This window comes from Streptomyces sp. JLBG701 (assembly GCF_058544905.1).
This window is the reverse complement of record NZ_CM178588.1, coordinates 1,664,803-1,679,238: the sequence shown is the minus strand read 5'-3', so window position 1 is coordinate 1,679,238 and position 14,436 is coordinate 1,664,803. Positions and strand designations below refer to the sequence as shown.

The following is a 14,436-nucleotide window of genomic DNA, read 5'->3' as shown; positions in this document are numbered from 1 at the left end:
GTTCATTGGGGGTCGTACAGCCTCATACTCCCTGTGGTTCCAAACCGGTCCACAGGGAGGCAGAGCATGGCCCTCATCACTCGTCGCAGAGCCCTCACCACCGTCGGCGCCGCGGTCGCCGCGGTGCTCGCGCCGCCCGCCGGCAGCGCGTTCGCAGGCGGGGACAAGCATCGCCCCCGCCCGTTGTGGCGCGCCCACGCGCACAACGACTACGAGCACCCGCGCCCCCTCCTCGACGCCCTCGACCACCGTTTCGGCAGCGTCGAGGCCGACATCTACCTCGTCGGCGACCAACTCCTCGTCGCCCACGACGTGGTGGACCTCGACCCCACCCGCACCCTCGAATCCCTCTACCTCGACGCCCTCGCGGCCCGTGTGAAGGCCAACCACGGCTCCGTGTACCGGGGTTACCGCGGCTCCCTCCAGCTCCTGATCGACATCAAGACCGAGGGCTCCTCGACGTACCTCGAACTCGACCGCCATCTGCGGCGCTACAAGCACCTGTTCACGACGTACGCCCACGGCAAGGTCATCCCCGGCCCGGTCACCGCCGTGATCTCGGGCGACCGCGCGGCCCGCACGCCGATGGAGGCCCAGACCGTACGACGGGCCTTCTACGACGGTCGGCTCGCCGACCTCGGCACCTCGGCGCCCGCCTCCTTCGTCCCGCTGATCAGCGACAACTGGACGCTCAACTTCACCTGGCTGGGCGAGGGCGCCTTCCCGGACGCCGAACGGCAGAAGCTGCGCGGCATCATCCAGGAGGCGCACGCGCGCGGGCAGAAGGTGCGGTTCTGGGCCACCCCGGACCTGGCGGGCCCCGCCCGGGACGCGCTGTGGACCGAACTCCTCGCCGCCGACGTCGACTACTTCAACACCGACGACCTCGCCGGCCTGGAGTTGTTCCTGGACACGCACCAGTAGTCACAGGACAGACCTGACACCACTCGTTCGGAGGACAGGTCAGCCGCCCGGACGAACCCTCCGTTACGCCACACTTACGGCCGAACGCCGTGAACCAGACATGGCGGCGTGGCGGAGGAGGTTGACGATGGCCATTTCCATCTCAGTGGTGGTGCTGCTCCTGATCCTGGCGGTGATCTTCCTGCGCAACGGAGGCCTCAAGGTCTCCCACGCACTGGTCTGCGCGCTGCTCGGCTTCTACCTGGCGAGCACGAGCATCGCGCCGACCATTCACAGCGGTCTGACGGCGACGGCGGACATCGTCGGCAGTCTGCGGCCCTGACCGGCCTCATGCCGTCCAGAACACCCCGATGCCGTTCGGGACGGCACGCTCGGTGCCGCCGCTCGGGTGGTTGCGGACCGAGACGGTACTCGCGCCCGACGCCCGGGCGACCAGCGTCGTCGAACCGCCGCCGTCCAGGCTGAATGCGTCGACCGCGCCCAACGACCGCATGGTGTCGGCCAGTTCGGCGACGGTCATTCCGGTGTTGTACGCGGCGGCCCCGTCCAGGGCGAACAGCAGCAGGTTCCGTCCGCCGTTCGAGAGGCCCACGGCGGTGCGCACGGCCGACGCCGAGTCGTTGAGGCCCGCCAGCGGCACCCCGCCCTTGAGCACCGGGTAGCCGCCGAGGGCGAAGCGGTACGGGATCCAGGACTTGGACGCCACCAGCCGGTGCCGTACCGTCACCTGCTCGCCCGTGTAGAACTTCCGCAACTGCTGCGCACCGGCCTCCCGGCCGACCAGCACCGTGGTCCCCGCGGCGATGGCACCGCTGCCGGGGGTGTCGGACGCGGACACGACCTGACCGTTCTTGATGGTCACCTCATAGGTGTCCGCGCTACAGGCAGCGCCCCGGTTGGTGTCCGTCCCACATGTGGCCCGCACCCGGGAGACGCTGCCCCACTGTGTGGTGAACGCACCGATGGAGCCCACCGGCAGCGCGTACTGGTTGAGCCCGCCGAGCGCCAGCTGCCCTTCGGGCGTGGTGATCGACCCGTCGAGGGCAAGGCTGTCCAGCCGGGCCCGCCGGTCGACGCCCACGCCGATGACGTCCTTGGTGCTGGTGCCGGGCGGCAGCGAGGGGCCGAAGCGCTGGCCGTTCGGCACCGCCGCCTTGAGTGTCCGGCCGCTCGCGATCGCCGGTCCCACGCTCGCGCCAGTCGCGGTGACGCCCGGGTGCTGGGTCTCGGTGATGTTGAAGAAGTCCCCGTTGACGCCGGCGATGGCGCCCTGGGAGTTGGCCAGCTTGGACACGGTGGCACGGGCGGCCACCGACCCCGGATACAGCAGATCCAGACGTACGTGCGGATTGCGCAGGTTCACGCTCAGCACATGTGCGTGGGTCACACCGGCGGCCGCCTGGATGTCGAACTGTTTGTAGGTGACACCCGAGGCTATGGCGGTGACTCTCGCAGCGGCGCCGGCCGGTGCCGCCCCCGTCAGGGCTGCACCGGCCAGCGCACTGAGTGCCGTAAGAACCGTCAGTGCCGTTCTGCCCGTCCCGAACCGCTTTTGACGCAGTGTCACATTCTCCCCTGAGGTCTCGTCAACTGTCCCAGTTCTCAGAGGGATTGCACCAGACGGCGGTGATCCGCAGGACGGCTAGCCGTCGACCAGGCGGGAACGGATGAGGAAACGCACTCCTTCGGGTGCTTCGAGTGAGAAGCCGCTGCCCCGGCCCGCCACCACGTCCACGATCAGCCGGGTGTGGCTCCATGCCTCGTACTGGCTCCGCGACATCCAGAACGAAACCGGCTCGTCCACCCCCTCGACGTGCAGCTCCGCAAGGAGCACATCCGAGCCGCCGGTCCGGAACTCGCCGTCCGGATAACACATGGGCGCACTGCCGTCACAGCAGCCACCCGACTGATGGAACATCAGCGGACCGTGCGCGGCGCGCAGTTGGCGCAACAGATCGGCGGCCGCCGGGGTGAGCTCGACGCGCGGGGTCTCCTCATACATGCCGGGCAGCACAGCACACGCGAGGTTGCGAGAGGGTTGCAGCGGCTGTCGGTTAGCGTTGCCGTGAAGATCCGAAGGGTTCGCGGCGGGGAGGCGGCTGGTGGGTACGACGGTTGACAGTGGAGCGTGGATACGGTGCTACCACCCGGCCTCGCCCGGTGCGCCCCGTCTGGTGTGCTTCCCGCATGCCGGAGGCTCGGCCACTTTCTACTTCCCGCTGGCCAAGGGACTGAGCCCCGACGTCGAGGTGCTGGCCGTGCAGTACCCGGGCCGGCAGGAACGTCTGCACGAACCGGCGATCCCCGACATCGGGGAGCTCGCCGACCGCGTGGTGGAAGCCCTGGCGCCCTGGCGCGACGAGCCCCTTCATCTGTTCGGGCACAGCATGGGCGCGACTGTCGCCCATGAGGTGGCCCTCCGCCTCAAGGAATCGGCCGGCCCTCCTCCCGCGGCGCTGTTCGTGTCCGGCCGCAGGGCCCCGTCGACCCACCGCATCGAGTCGGCGCACCTGCTGGACGACGAGGACCTCGTCAGGGAGCTCAGGACGCTGAACGGAACGGACGCGTCCCTGCTCGCGCAGGAGGAGTTCCTCAGCCTGATCCTTCCGGCCCTGCGCGCCGACTACCGGGCGATCGGAACCTACGCACCCGGCGACCTCCCCGCACTCTCCTGCCCCGTGACCGTCCTGGTCGGCGACACCGACCCGAGGGTGACCCTCGCCGAAGCCGAGGCCTGGGAGCCGTACACCACCGGAGACTTCGACCTGCGGACGTATCAGGGCGGCCACTTCTACCTGACCGCCCACCAGGCCGAGATCCTGGCCCTGTTGCGCGAACGGCTCCGGGGCTGAAGCCACGTCACCGGGCGGTCCAGCCCCCGTCCACGGTGAGGGTGGTGCCGGTGACGAAGCGGGAGGCGTCCGAGGCGAGGAACACCGCGGCGCCGCCGAGCTCCTCGACGCTGCCCACCCGGCCCAGGGGGGTGCCCTGTACGATCCGCTCACCCCAGCGGCTGGCCAGCAGGCCCGAGCTGAGGTCCGTATGGAAGTAGCCGGGCGCGAGGGCGTTGACGCGCACCCCGCGGTCGGCCCATTCGACGGCGAGGGACTTGGTGAGGGCTTCGACGCCGCCCTTGCTGGCGGCGTACGCGGCGATCCGTTCGAAGCCGGTGCGGGCGTGCACCGACGAGACGTTGACGATCGAGCCGGTGCGCTGCTCCAGCATGACCTTGCCGGCCTCACGGCAGCAGTAGAAGGTGCCTTGGAGGTTGACGTCGAGGACCTGCTGCCAGTCGGCGTCGGTGACCTTCTCGCTGCGGGTGAAGTGGGGGCTCGTACCGGCGCAGTTGACCGCCACGTCCAGCCGGCCCGTCCACCGGGTGATCCGCTCGACCATGGTGCCCACGGCGTCCGAGTCGGCCACGGACCCGGGCAGCACCAGCACCTTGCCGCCGTGCCCGGCGAGTTCGGCTTCGAGGCTCTCCAGGTCCGAGTCCGTGCGCGCCGTCACCGCCACACTCGCACCGGCCTGCGAGAGGGCCACCGCGATCGCACGGCCGAGGCCCTTGCCGGCCCCCGTCACCCACGCGGTCTTCTCGTCCAGGCGCAGGTCGCTGTTCACGTCGGTCATGACCGGCTCTCCGTGGGGACGTCGCGCAGGGTCCGCTTGAGGACCTTTCCCGAAGGCGTACGGGGCAGCTCGTCGACGATGTCGAAGCGGGCCGGCACCTTGAACTTGGCCAGGCGTGCCTGGCAGAACTCCCGCAGCTCGTCCGCCCCGGCGCTGATGCCCGGCCTGAACACCACGAAGGCGCGCGGGACTTCGCCCCAGCGCGGATGCGTCAGGCCGACCACGGCGGCCTCCAGCACGGCGGGGTGCTCGTACAGAACCCGTTCGACCTCGGGGGTGGCGATGTTCTCGCCGCCGGAGACGATCATGTCCTTCTTGCGGTCGTCGATGTACAGGAAGCCGTCCTCGTCGACGTGCCCGATGTCGCCGGTGTGGAACCAGCCGTCCCTGAGGGCCGCGGCCGTGGCCTTCTCGTCGCGCCAGTAGCCGGCGAACACCTTCGGGCCGCGCAGCGTGATCTCGCCGAGCTCGCCGGCCGGCACCTCCTTGCCCGTGTCGTCGACGATCCTGACCCGGGTGTGCGGCACGGGGCGGCCGACCGAGCCCAGTTTGGACAGCGCGTGCTCGCGGTCGAGGAACGTGTCGCCCGAGACCGTCTCGGTGAGTCCGTAGGCGTCGGCGAACCAGGCGTTCGGGAACGCGGCCATGATGCGCCGCAGCACCGGCTCGGGAGTCTTCTCGCCGCCGCCGAGGATGAAACGCACCGAACTGGTGTCGTACTCCTCGCGGTCGGGCACCTCCAGGACCGCGTTGACCATGGCGGGCGCCAGCCACACGTTGGTGACGCGCTGCTTCTCGATCGCCCGCAGCACGCCGGGCGCGTCGAACTTGCGCTGGAGGACCACGCCGCCGCCCGCGTACAGGGTCGCCAGCGCCGGCATGTCCAGGCCGCCCACGTGGTAGAGGGGGCCGCAGACCAGCGTGGTGTCCGCCGAGGTCAGGCCGAAGTGGACGATGTGGGCCGTGTTCTTGGCCTGCAGGTTTCCATAGGTGATGCGCACGCCCTTGGGGCGTGAGGTAGTGCCGGAGGTGTACATCAGCCGCTGGAGGTCGTCGAGGGCGACCTCCACGGGCTCGATGCGGGCTCCCTCGTGGCGGGCCAGCAGCTCCTCATAGCCGGTCCACGGGTCCGAGGGGGTGTCGTCGCCGACGAGGATCCGGTGCTCCAGGTCGGGCAGCCCCTTGGCCAGCCGGTCCACCGCCGGCTCGAACTCCGATTCGGTGACGACTGCCTTGGCCCGGGCGTGGCCCAGGATGTACTGCCATTCCTCCTCGGACAGGCGGTAGTTCAGCGGCAGGAAGACCGCGCCCAGCCGGTTCGCCGCGTAGACCAGCTCCAGGAATTCGGGCTGGTTGTAGAGCAGCAGACCGACCACGTCGCCGCGCCCGATGCCCAGTTCGGACAGGCCGGCGGCCAGCTTGTTCACCCGGTCGTGCAGTTCACGCACCGTCAGGTGCCGCCCCTCCTGAGTGACGGCCACCGCGTCGGGCCGCTGGGTCAGGTGGTAATCGAGGATGCTCGCGAAATTGTGCAAGGCGACTCTTCCGGCTCGGCGGTCGGGAATGTCCCGACCGGTCGGTTGCCCACTCACAAGATTTAGTGTACCCATTGGTCTATAAAACCTAGCGGCACTTTACGACGGAGCGAGGTCATCGACAATCCTTCGCGCACCACGATGTCGCTTTTCCCGACGAGGAGGGCCCCTGTGCCACGCATCCGTGTCGACACCGACGGACCCGTCGTCACGATCCGCCTCGACCACCCGCCGATGAACGCCTTCGACACCGAGCTGCGCAGAGACCTCAGCACGTGCGCGCGCGAGCTGGCCGACGCCCGCGACATACGTGCCGTGGTGCTCTACGGCGGCGAGCGGCTCTTCGCCGCCGGAGCCGACATCGAGGCCCTCTCCGTGATGGGCCCCGAGGAGGTACGGGCCTGGAACCGCGCTCTGCAGCGGACCTTCGACGAGGTGGCCCGGCTGCCCATGCCGGTCGTCGCGGCGGTCACGGGATACGCGCTGGGCGGGGGACTGGAGCTAGCTCTGTGCGCCGACTACCGGGTGGCGGCCTCCGACGCGCTCCTGGGCCAGCCGGAGGTGCAGCTGGGCATCATGCCGGGCTCCGGCGGCACCCAGCGACTCACCCGCCTGATCGGCCCGTCACGGGCGAAGAACCTGCTGATGACGGGTCGACGGGTGGGCGCCGAGGAAGCGCTGCGACTAGGGCTTGTGGACGAGGTGGCCTCCCCGGACGAGACCTACAAGGCCGCCCTGCGCTACGCCCGTCTCCTCGCCGAGGGCCCGCCGGCGGCCTTGGAGGCGATCAAGGAAGCCGTGGACCACGGAGCCGACATCGGCTTGCCCGCCGGCCTGGCCCTGGAGCGGTCCCTGTTCACGGGCGTGTTCGGCACGACGGACGCGGAGAAGGGCATCACCTCTTTCTTGGAGAAGGGCCCGGGCAAAGCAAGGTTCAGCGACCCCACCTAAGGGGCGCGGGGCTGTATCGATTTGCGGCTCCGCCGCGTGGGCGCGACCAGCCCCCACGAACCCGCGGACGAAACACGACATGAAAGGGGCGGAAGAGCATGGAGGCACTCGTCTGGCACGGTGCACAGGATCTGCGTTTCGAAGAGGTGGCCGAGCCCCCTGACCCGAGCCCGCACGAGGCAGTCGTAGAAGTGGCGTGGTGCGGAGTCTGCGGAACGGACCTGCACGAGTTCCTGGAAGGCCCCCACATGATCCGCGAGGGCCCGCACCCACTCACCGGCACCAAGCCCCCACTCGCCCTCGGCCACGAACTAAGCGGCACAGTCGTGGCGTTGGGTGCGGACGCGCCCGGCATCACCGTCGGCGACCGCGTCACCGCGGACCCCGTCTGGCGCTGCGGCGTCTGCTTCTGGTGCACGCGAGGCGAGTACCACATCTGCCCCAAGAGCGGTTCCGTAGGCCTCGCTTCACCCGGCGGCTTCGCGGAACGCGTCACCGTACCGCTGGCCGGCCTGACCCGCCTCCCGGACAACGTCAGCGATGAAATGGCCGCCGTGGCCGAGCCGTTGGCGGTCGGGCTGCACGCCGTGACCCGGGCCGGAGTGAAACCGGGCGACAACGTCCTCGTCGTCGGCGGCGGCCCGATCGGCGTCGCCGTGGTCCTCGCAGCGCGAATCGCGGGCGCCGCAGGCCTGTTCGTGAGCGAACCCCTCGCCGGACGCCGCGAGATGCTGCTCGGCATCGGCGTCACAGAGGCCTTCGACCCGCGCGAAACAGACGTACGGCGAGAGGTGTTCATTCGAACCGGCCGCATCGGCCCGGACGTCGTCATCGACGCGACCGGCGTGCCGGCCCTCGCCGGGCAGGCCGTCTCGACCGTCCGGCGCGGCGGACGCGTCGTGCTCGCCGGCGTCGGGCACGGCAGCGTCGAGTTCGACATGGGCCAACTCGTCTTCTACGAGCGGTCGGTGGTCGGCACGCTCGGCTACAACTTCGACATCCCGCGCGTGATCGATCTGATGAGCACCGGACGCCTGGACGCCTCCGCCCTGATAACCGGCCGTTTTCCGCTCTCGGGAGGAGCCGGTGTCTTCGAGGACCTGGCCGCCGACCGGGCCCGGCACCTCAAGGTGCTGTTGACCCCGAAGGGACTGTGACATGGACTTCGACCTGCCCGAGGAGACCCTCGCGCTCCAGGACATGGTCCGCGAGTTCGCGGCCAACGAGATCACGCCCCACGCGGCCCAGTGGTCCGAGAACGAGATCTTCCCCACCAAGATCTTCACCAAGCTGGGCGAACTCGGCCTGATGGGCATGCTCGTGCCGGAGGAGTACGGCGGCGCCGGCTCCGACACCGTCACCTATGTCGCGGTCATGGAAGAACTCGGCGCCGCCGACCAGTCGGTGGCCTCCTCCTGGAACGCCCACTCGACCATCGCCACGCTGCCGCTGCTCGCCTACGGCACCGAGGAGCAGAAGCACCGCTGGCTGACCCCGCTGGCCAAGGGCGAGGCGATCGGCGCGTTCGGGCTGACCGAGCCGGACGCCGGCTCCGACGCGGCCGGCATCGCCACCACCGCACGCCGGGCGGACGGCGGCTGGGTGATCAACGGCACGAAGATGTTCATCACCAACGCCGGCACCGACATCAGCCAGGGCGTCACCCTGCTGGCCACGACCGGCAAGAGCGACAACGGACGCAAGCGGTACGCCACCTTCTACGTCCCGACGGGCACCCCCGGCTACACCGTCGGCGCCAAGCTGAAGAAGCTCGGCTGGCACGCCATGGACACCCGGGAACTGGTCTTCACCGACTGCTGGATCCCCGACGACCATTTGATCGGCGAGGAGGGCAACGGTCTGCGGCAGTTCCTGTCCGTTCTCGACGGAGGCCGGATCAGCGTGGCGGCCCTGGGCCTTTCGCTGGCCAAGGCGGCATTGACGCTCGCCGTCAAACACGCCAAGGAGCGGCACCAGTTCGGGCGTCCGCTGTCGGACTTCCAGGCGATCGCCCACAAGATCGCCGACATGGGCACGGAGTATCAGGCCGCCCGCTGGATGGTCTACCGCGCCGCGTGGCTCGCCGACCAGGGCCGCCCGCACAGCACGGAGGCCGCCATGGCCAAGCTCTACGCCTCCGAGGTCGCCAACCGCGCGGCCTCCCAGGCGGTGCAGATCCACGGCGGCTACGGCTATGTACGGGAGTCGGAGATCTCCCGTTTCTACGCCGACGCCAAGATCCTCGAAATCGGCGAGGGCACGAACGAGATCCAGCGCAATGTCATCGCCAGGGCGCTGGTCCAGCAGGCCTGAGCCGGATTCCGCGGTGCGCCCTGGGCCGACAGGGCCTGGCGCACCGCGGAACCGATCAGTCCGATCAGCCGGCCACGGTGACCGGCTGCCACTCGGCCTCGGGGTCGAGCGGCAGCTCGGGCCGGTCGCGTTTGAACGCCGCGGCCTGTTCCTCGACCTCCGGCAGGGCGCTCTCGGCCGCACCGAAGCCGCGGAAGAGGGTCGCGCAGTACTCGCGGGACAGGAACGCCGCGTCCCACTGCCCCTCCGGGCGCACCCATTGATAGGTGTGGTTGTGCAGGTTGAGGAACTGCAGGGTCGCCAGGCGCGGTTGGAACGCGCGGAAGACGCCCTGGTCGACGGCCTCGGTGAGCAGGCCGGTGACCAGGTGCTCGAAGTCCGCGCGCTGCCGCAGCAGGGTCTGGAGCTCGTCGCCGCTGAGGCTGCGGTAGTCGTGCTCGTAGACCCAGATGTGGTCGAGCCTGCGGAAGATGATCGTCAGCAGCGACTCCGACAGCAGCCGGAGCCGCAGCAGCGGATCGAGGTCGAGCTCCGCGATCTGCCGGGCGCGCGACAGCAGCGGGCGCATCACCCGGCCCTGGATCTCGATGAGCAGGTTCTCCTTGGAGCCGATGTAGTAGTACAGCGCTCCCTTGGCGAGCCCGACCGCGCGGCCCAAGTCGTTGACGGAGGTGGCCGCGTAGCCCTGGCGGGCGAACAACTCGGCGGCCGTGTCGATGATCTTCTGGCGTCTGACCTCGAAATCCGGTCCATGGCCCGGTGGTCGTGGCATCCGTTTCTCTCCCCTGGTGCGACGACGGGGTCGTGTGGACCCGGTCCCGGCTCTGCTCAAGGCCGCCGTTTCGGTGCGCCTGGGGGAAAAGCGGACTCCGGGACATCGTCGCGTTGTTGTCTCTCCAGTTTGCTAGACCAAACGGTACATTAAAAGATGGCCGCAGGTGGCGCGCGGGTGCGCCGCCCGCGCGAGCATAGCGAGGACGCGCATGACTCAGGCATCGCAGCACATCGGCACCGGCTCCGCGCACGCGGACCAGCTCCTGGAGATGTACCGCAGGATGCGCCGCATCCGGCGGTTCGAGGAGCGGGCGTCCGAGCTGTACAAGGCGACCGAGATACCCGGATTCCTCCATCTGTCGATCGGCCAGGAGGCGAGCGCCGTCGGCGCCTGCTGGCCCCTCGCCGAACGGGACGGCATCACCTCCACCCACCGCGGCCACGGCCATGTCCTGGCCAAGGGCCTCGACTCCGCGTCGATGATGGCCGAGCTGATGGGCAAGGAGGCCGGGACCTGCCACGGCCGCGGCGGCTCCATGCACATCGCCGACCCGGGCCTGGGCATCTACGGCGCCAACGGCATCGTCGGCGCCGGACTGCCCATCGCCGCCGGGGTCGCGACCGCGGCCAAGCTGCGCGACGCGGGCGACGTGGTGGTGGCGTTCTTCGGTGACGGCGCGGTCGCGCAGGGCATGTTCCACGAGGCCGTCAACCTGGCCGCCGTATGGGATCTGCCCGTCGTCTTCCTCTGCGAGAACAACCACTACTCCGAGTTCTCGCCCGAGGCCGACCAGCACCGCGCCCCGCTCTCCGCCCGCGCCGCCGGATACGGCATCGACTACGCGCACGTCGACGGCAACGACGTCCTCGCGGTGGCCGGGATCATGTCGGACGTGGTGGAGCGGCTGCGCGCGGGCGGCGGGCCGGTCCTGCTGGAGGCCGAGACCTACCGCTGGCACGGCCACTACGAGGGCGACCCCGAGCGCTACCGGGCCCCCGAGGAGGTCGCCGCCGCCAAGGAGCGCGACCCGCTGCTCGTGGCCCGCCGGCATCTGGCCGCGGCCGGGGTGCCCGACGCGCTGCCCGACGCCGTCGACGAGGAGATCGACAAGGAGATCGAGGCGGCTGTCGAGTGGGCCAGAAGCCTGCCCGAGCCCGCCCCCGAGACCCTGTACGACTACGTCTCGGCGCCGCGTCCCGTCATCCCCGAGCCCGCCCCGCTCCCGGCCGACGCCGAGATCTTCCGCTCCATGGACGCCGTACGCCTCGCCCTGGAGCATGAACTCACCGCCGATCCCGCCGTGTTCGTCGCCGGCATCGACGTCGGCGCGGGCGGGAACGTCTTCGGTCTCACCCGGGGCCTGGCGCAGGCATTTCCGGGGCGGGTCCGGGACACCCCGATCAGCGAGAGCGCGATCATCGGCAGTGCGGTCGGTGCGGCCATGGCCGGGATGAAGCCCGTCGTGGAGATCATGTACATGGACTTCATCGGCGTCTGCCTCGACATGCTGCTCAATCAGGCCGCCAAGCTGCGCTTCATGACCGGCGGCCGGGCCTCGATGCCGCTCGTGGTGCGCACCCAGTTCGGCGCCGGACGGTCCTCGGGCAGCCAGCACTCGCAGAGCCTGGAGGCGCTGCTGGCCCACATCCCCGGGCTGACGGTGGTGATGCCGTCCAACCCGGCCGACACCTACGGCCTGCTGCGCGCCGCCATCCAGGACCCCAACCCGGTGGTCTTCGTGGAGAACCGGCTCCAGTACGGCCTCAAGGGCCCCCGCCCGCCGGCCGATCACCTGATCCCGCTGGGCAAGGCGAAGGTGATCCGCGAGGGCACCGACATCACCCTCGTCTCCTGGTCGCGGATGGTCCAGGACGGCCTGGCCGCCGCCGAGTTGCTCGCCGCGGAGGGAATCAGCGTCGAGGTGATCGACCTGCGGACCATCGCCCCGCTGGACCGCGAGACGGTCCTCGCCTCCCTCGCGAAGACCAACCGTCTGGTCATCGCCCACGAGGCGGTACGGGACTTCGGCGTCGGTGCCGAACTGGCGGCCCTCGCCGTCGACGAGGGGTTCTGGCACCTGGACGCCCCCGTCACCCGGGTCGCGCCGCCGCCGGTGCCGGCCCCGTACGCCCCTTCCCTGGAACGGACTTGGCTGCCCTCGCGCGACACCATCGCCGACACCCTGCGCCGGATCGCGGCGGTCTGAGCAGGCGCACGAGAAGGCCCCCGGGTCAGATCCCGGGGGCCTTCTCGCGGATCGCGAGCCGTCAGACGGTCGCGACCGGTGTCAGCGGACTGCCCTGGGTGCCGGGCAGGTTGAGCGGGGGAGCCGTCAGCAGGAAGCGGCTGCGGTCGTGCTCGCGCAGCCAGGCCGCCAGCTTCTCCAGGTACCACAGCTCGCCGAGCGGGACACCGAGCTTGAAGAGGCAGAGGTTGTGGATCGGGAGCAGCGAGTGCGGGGTGTTGTCCTCGGGCCCGACCCCGACGCCCTCGACCGCGTAGTTGTCCGCCACCAGCGCCGAGATCTGCGAGTCGGCGATCCACTCCAGAAGCGCCGGGTCGTGCGCGTCGAGGTAGGAGGCCGTGGTGTGGATCCCCACGGGGTCAGGGTTCTTGCCCCAGGCCATCACCGCGGTGTCGAAACCGGTGTGCAGGAGGAGCATGTCACCGGGTTCGACGACGATGTTGTCCGCCGCCATGATCTCCTGGAGGGTCTTCAGGTTGACCGCCTGCCAGGTGTTGCCCAGGTGATGGGCCAGGTCGATCAGGACGCCGCGGCCCTGGACCCCGTGCTCCGCCATGTGCTCCAGGCCGAGGTGGCGCGCGAAGCCGAGGCTGCCGCTGCCGTCCCCCTTGGCGTCCTCCTGGGGTCCGACGATGTCGGTGTCGGCCCGGTACCCGTTGTAGTAGACCGCCTCGGCGACCCCGTCACCGTCGGCGTCGAACTCCTGGCCCTGGTGGGCGAGTGCGTCCCACTGCGTCGAGTACTGCAGCCAGAGGGTCACCACGTCGTCGGACCACACATCCGTGAGGTACGGCGAGAAGTGCTCCCGCGCCTTGATGTTGTAGAAGACGTCCTGCTTGTGCTCCAGGTCCTCCGTGGGCCGCAGGATCGGGGGGTACCGCCGCTGGTTCAACGAGCTCCCGCCGGGATAGTCGAGTGGCAGGCTCAGACTGAAGCTGACCCCGGCCTCGACCTCGCGGACCCCCTGGAGGACCTTCTCCGAGGTGAGCAGATTGATCCGGCCCAGCTCGTCGTCGTCGCCCCAGTCACCCCACGTGGAACCCGGTGGACGCTGCTTCCAACGCTTCGTCACGATCACGCCTCCTTGAGCGACAGTCCCCGTTGACGGCCGTTCGCATGTTATTGGCATTGTACCAATCGGTCAACTAAGAATAGACTGACTGGTCGAAACTGGCGTAGGGAGAGGTAAATGAGCGAATCCACACTGGCGTGGGTGGCGGCGGGCGTGCGTGCGGTGATCGGCGCCCACACTCAGGCGCAGGATGCCGGCCGCACCGACGACGTCGTCGCGCTCTACACGTCCGACGGCGTGCTGGAGCTGCCCGGCATGGCAGCCATCGAAGGACACGACGCGCTCCGCGAGACCTTCAAGGGCTGGGCGCCCACACAGCCCCAGCTGCACATGGTGACCAACACCGTCGTCACACCGACCGCCGAGGACGAGGCGACGGCCGTGAGCGACGTGGCCTTTCTCCAGCGGGGCGAGGCCGGTTGGGCCGTCCAGGTCGTCGGGCGCTACGACGACACGCTGCGCCGGGAGGACGGCACATGGCGCCTGAAGCGCAGGAGCACGACCTACCAGGCGTAGGAGATCCAGCAGAGCCGAGCCCGATGCACCCCAACCCGCAGACACTTGGAGAGAGATGAGCACTTCCACCGAGGAATCGGTCCTGGCCGGCGTACAGGCCGCCATCGCCGCCTACGCGCACGCCCTGGACGCCGGACGCACCGACGAGATCGCGGAGCTGTTCACGCCGGAGGGCGTCGCCGAGATAGCCGGCATCGCCACCTTCGAAGGCCGTGACGCGATCCGGGAGGGCTACAAGGGCTTCGCGCCCAAGGAGCCGCAGCTGCACATGGTCGCCAACACCGTCGTCACGTCATGGACCGACGACGAGGCGACAGCCGTCAGCAACCTGGCCTTCTTCCAGCGGGGCGAGGCGGGTTGGGCGGTGCAGATCGTCGGACGCTACGACGACACACTGCGCCGGCACGACGGGGCGTGGCTGTTCCAGCGCCGGGTGACGACCTTCCTGGCCTAGCCACGCAGGAACACGAAGGCC

Annotated in this window: 15 protein-coding genes; 9 read left to right on the top strand and 6 right to left on the bottom strand. The window is 69.7% G+C overall.

All coding sequences use genetic code 11. The features are described 5' to 3' along the window. Window positions 1–66 precede the first annotated feature (66 nt). Together AC5DRG_RS07665 and AC5DRG_RS07660 are read left to right on the top strand one after the other, a co-directional pair. The gene (locus AC5DRG_RS07665; RefSeq protein WP_491809095.1) at window positions 67–924 is read left to right on the top strand and encodes a phosphatidylinositol-specific phospholipase C/glycerophosphodiester phosphodiesterase family protein; all 858 of its coding nucleotides are present in this window, start codon (window positions 67–69) and stop codon (window positions 922–924) included. 127 nt (window positions 925–1,051) lie between these two features. Continuing rightward, window positions 1,052–1,246, top strand: a complete 195-nt coding sequence (locus AC5DRG_RS07660; RefSeq protein ID WP_491809093.1) for a hypothetical protein — start codon at window positions 1,052–1,054, stop codon at window positions 1,244–1,246. A gap of 6 nt (window positions 1,247–1,252) precedes the next feature. Here AC5DRG_RS07660 and AC5DRG_RS07655 read toward each other — a convergent pair whose 3' ends face one another. Next, entirely contained in the window at window positions 1,253–2,491 is a 1,239-nt protein-coding gene (locus AC5DRG_RS07655) for a phosphodiester glycosidase family protein (protein ID WP_491809092.1), read from the bottom strand. A 75-nt stretch (window positions 2,492–2,566) separates the two neighbouring features. Further along, window positions 2,567–2,926, bottom strand: coding sequence for a DUF779 domain-containing protein (locus AC5DRG_RS07650; RefSeq protein ID WP_491809090.1), 360 nt, complete (start codon window positions 2,924–2,926; stop codon window positions 2,567–2,569). Between the two features lie 97 nt (window positions 2,927–3,023). Between AC5DRG_RS07650 and AC5DRG_RS07645 the strand changes: the two genes are divergently transcribed. Continuing rightward, a complete protein-coding gene (locus AC5DRG_RS07645; RefSeq protein WP_491812989.1) occupies window positions 3,024–3,776 on the top strand; it encodes a thioesterase II family protein in 753 nt (250 codons plus the stop codon). A 7-nt stretch (window positions 3,777–3,783) separates the two neighbouring features. Here AC5DRG_RS07645 and AC5DRG_RS07640 read toward each other — a convergent pair whose 3' ends face one another. Together AC5DRG_RS07640 and AC5DRG_RS07635 are read right to left on the bottom strand one after the other, a co-directional pair. After that, entirely contained in the window at window positions 3,784–4,554 is a 771-nt protein-coding gene (locus AC5DRG_RS07640; protein ID WP_491809088.1) for an SDR family NAD(P)-dependent oxidoreductase, read from the bottom strand. Next, a complete protein-coding gene (locus AC5DRG_RS07635; RefSeq protein ID WP_491809086.1) occupies window positions 4,551–6,089 on the bottom strand; it encodes an acyl-CoA synthetase in 1,539 nt (512 codons plus the stop codon). Before AC5DRG_RS07635 ends, AC5DRG_RS07640 begins: the two co-directional genes overlap by 4 nt. A 171-nt stretch (window positions 6,090–6,260) precedes the next feature. On the opposite strand from AC5DRG_RS07635, the gene AC5DRG_RS07630 reads away from it, so the two are divergent. The 3 genes from AC5DRG_RS07630 (at window position 6,261) to AC5DRG_RS07620 (ending at window position 9,353) form a co-directional block, all read left to right on the top strand. Beyond that, window positions 6,261–7,040: an enoyl-CoA hydratase/isomerase family protein gene (locus AC5DRG_RS07630; RefSeq protein WP_491809084.1), complete on the top strand. Its 780-nt coding sequence runs from the start codon at window positions 6,261–6,263 to the stop codon at window positions 7,038–7,040. 98 nt (window positions 7,041–7,138) lie between these two features. Beyond that, entirely contained in the window at window positions 7,139–8,197 is a 1,059-nt protein-coding gene (locus AC5DRG_RS07625; protein WP_491809082.1) for a 2,3-butanediol dehydrogenase, read from the top strand. Between the two features lies 1 nt (window position 8,198). Next, on the top strand, window positions 8,199–9,353 hold the full coding sequence (locus AC5DRG_RS07620; protein ID WP_491809080.1) for an acyl-CoA dehydrogenase family protein: 1,155 nt from the start codon (window positions 8,199–8,201) through the stop codon (window positions 9,351–9,353). Window positions 9,354–9,417: 64 nt separating this feature from the next. On the opposite strand, the gene AC5DRG_RS07615 is transcribed toward AC5DRG_RS07620, so the two are convergent. Continuing rightward, on the bottom strand, window positions 9,418–10,125 hold the full coding sequence (locus AC5DRG_RS07615) for a TetR/AcrR family transcriptional regulator (protein WP_491809078.1): 708 nt from the start codon (window positions 10,123–10,125) through the stop codon (window positions 9,418–9,420). A gap of 211 nt (window positions 10,126–10,336) precedes the next feature. Between AC5DRG_RS07615 and AC5DRG_RS07610 the strand changes: the two genes are divergently transcribed. Further along, a complete protein-coding gene (locus tag AC5DRG_RS07610; RefSeq protein ID WP_491809076.1) occupies window positions 10,337–12,334 on the top strand; it encodes an alpha-ketoacid dehydrogenase subunit alpha/beta in 1,998 nt (665 codons plus the stop codon). Between the two features lie 61 nt (window positions 12,335–12,395). Here the strand turns inward: AC5DRG_RS07610 and AC5DRG_RS07605 are convergent, their stop codons facing one another. Further along, on the bottom strand, window positions 12,396–13,445 hold the full coding sequence (locus AC5DRG_RS07605; RefSeq protein WP_491809074.1) for a cyclase family protein: 1,050 nt from the start codon (window positions 13,443–13,445) through the stop codon (window positions 12,396–12,398). A 117-nt stretch (window positions 13,446–13,562) separates the two neighbouring features. Here AC5DRG_RS07605 and AC5DRG_RS07600 point away from each other — a divergent pair, with 117 nt between their 5' ends. Together AC5DRG_RS07600 and AC5DRG_RS07595 are read left to right on the top strand one after the other, a co-directional pair. Then, window positions 13,563–13,961 carry a nuclear transport factor 2 family protein gene (locus AC5DRG_RS07600; protein ID WP_491809072.1) on the top strand — a complete coding sequence of 133 codons (399 nt, stop codon included), beginning with the start codon at window positions 13,563–13,565 and terminating at the stop codon, window positions 13,959–13,961. A 55-nt stretch (window positions 13,962–14,016) separates the two neighbouring features. Further along, window positions 14,017–14,415 carry a nuclear transport factor 2 family protein gene (locus tag AC5DRG_RS07595; protein WP_491809070.1) on the top strand — a complete coding sequence of 133 codons (399 nt, stop codon included), beginning with the start codon at window positions 14,017–14,019 and terminating at the stop codon, window positions 14,413–14,415. Window positions 14,416–14,436 lie beyond the last annotated feature (21 nt).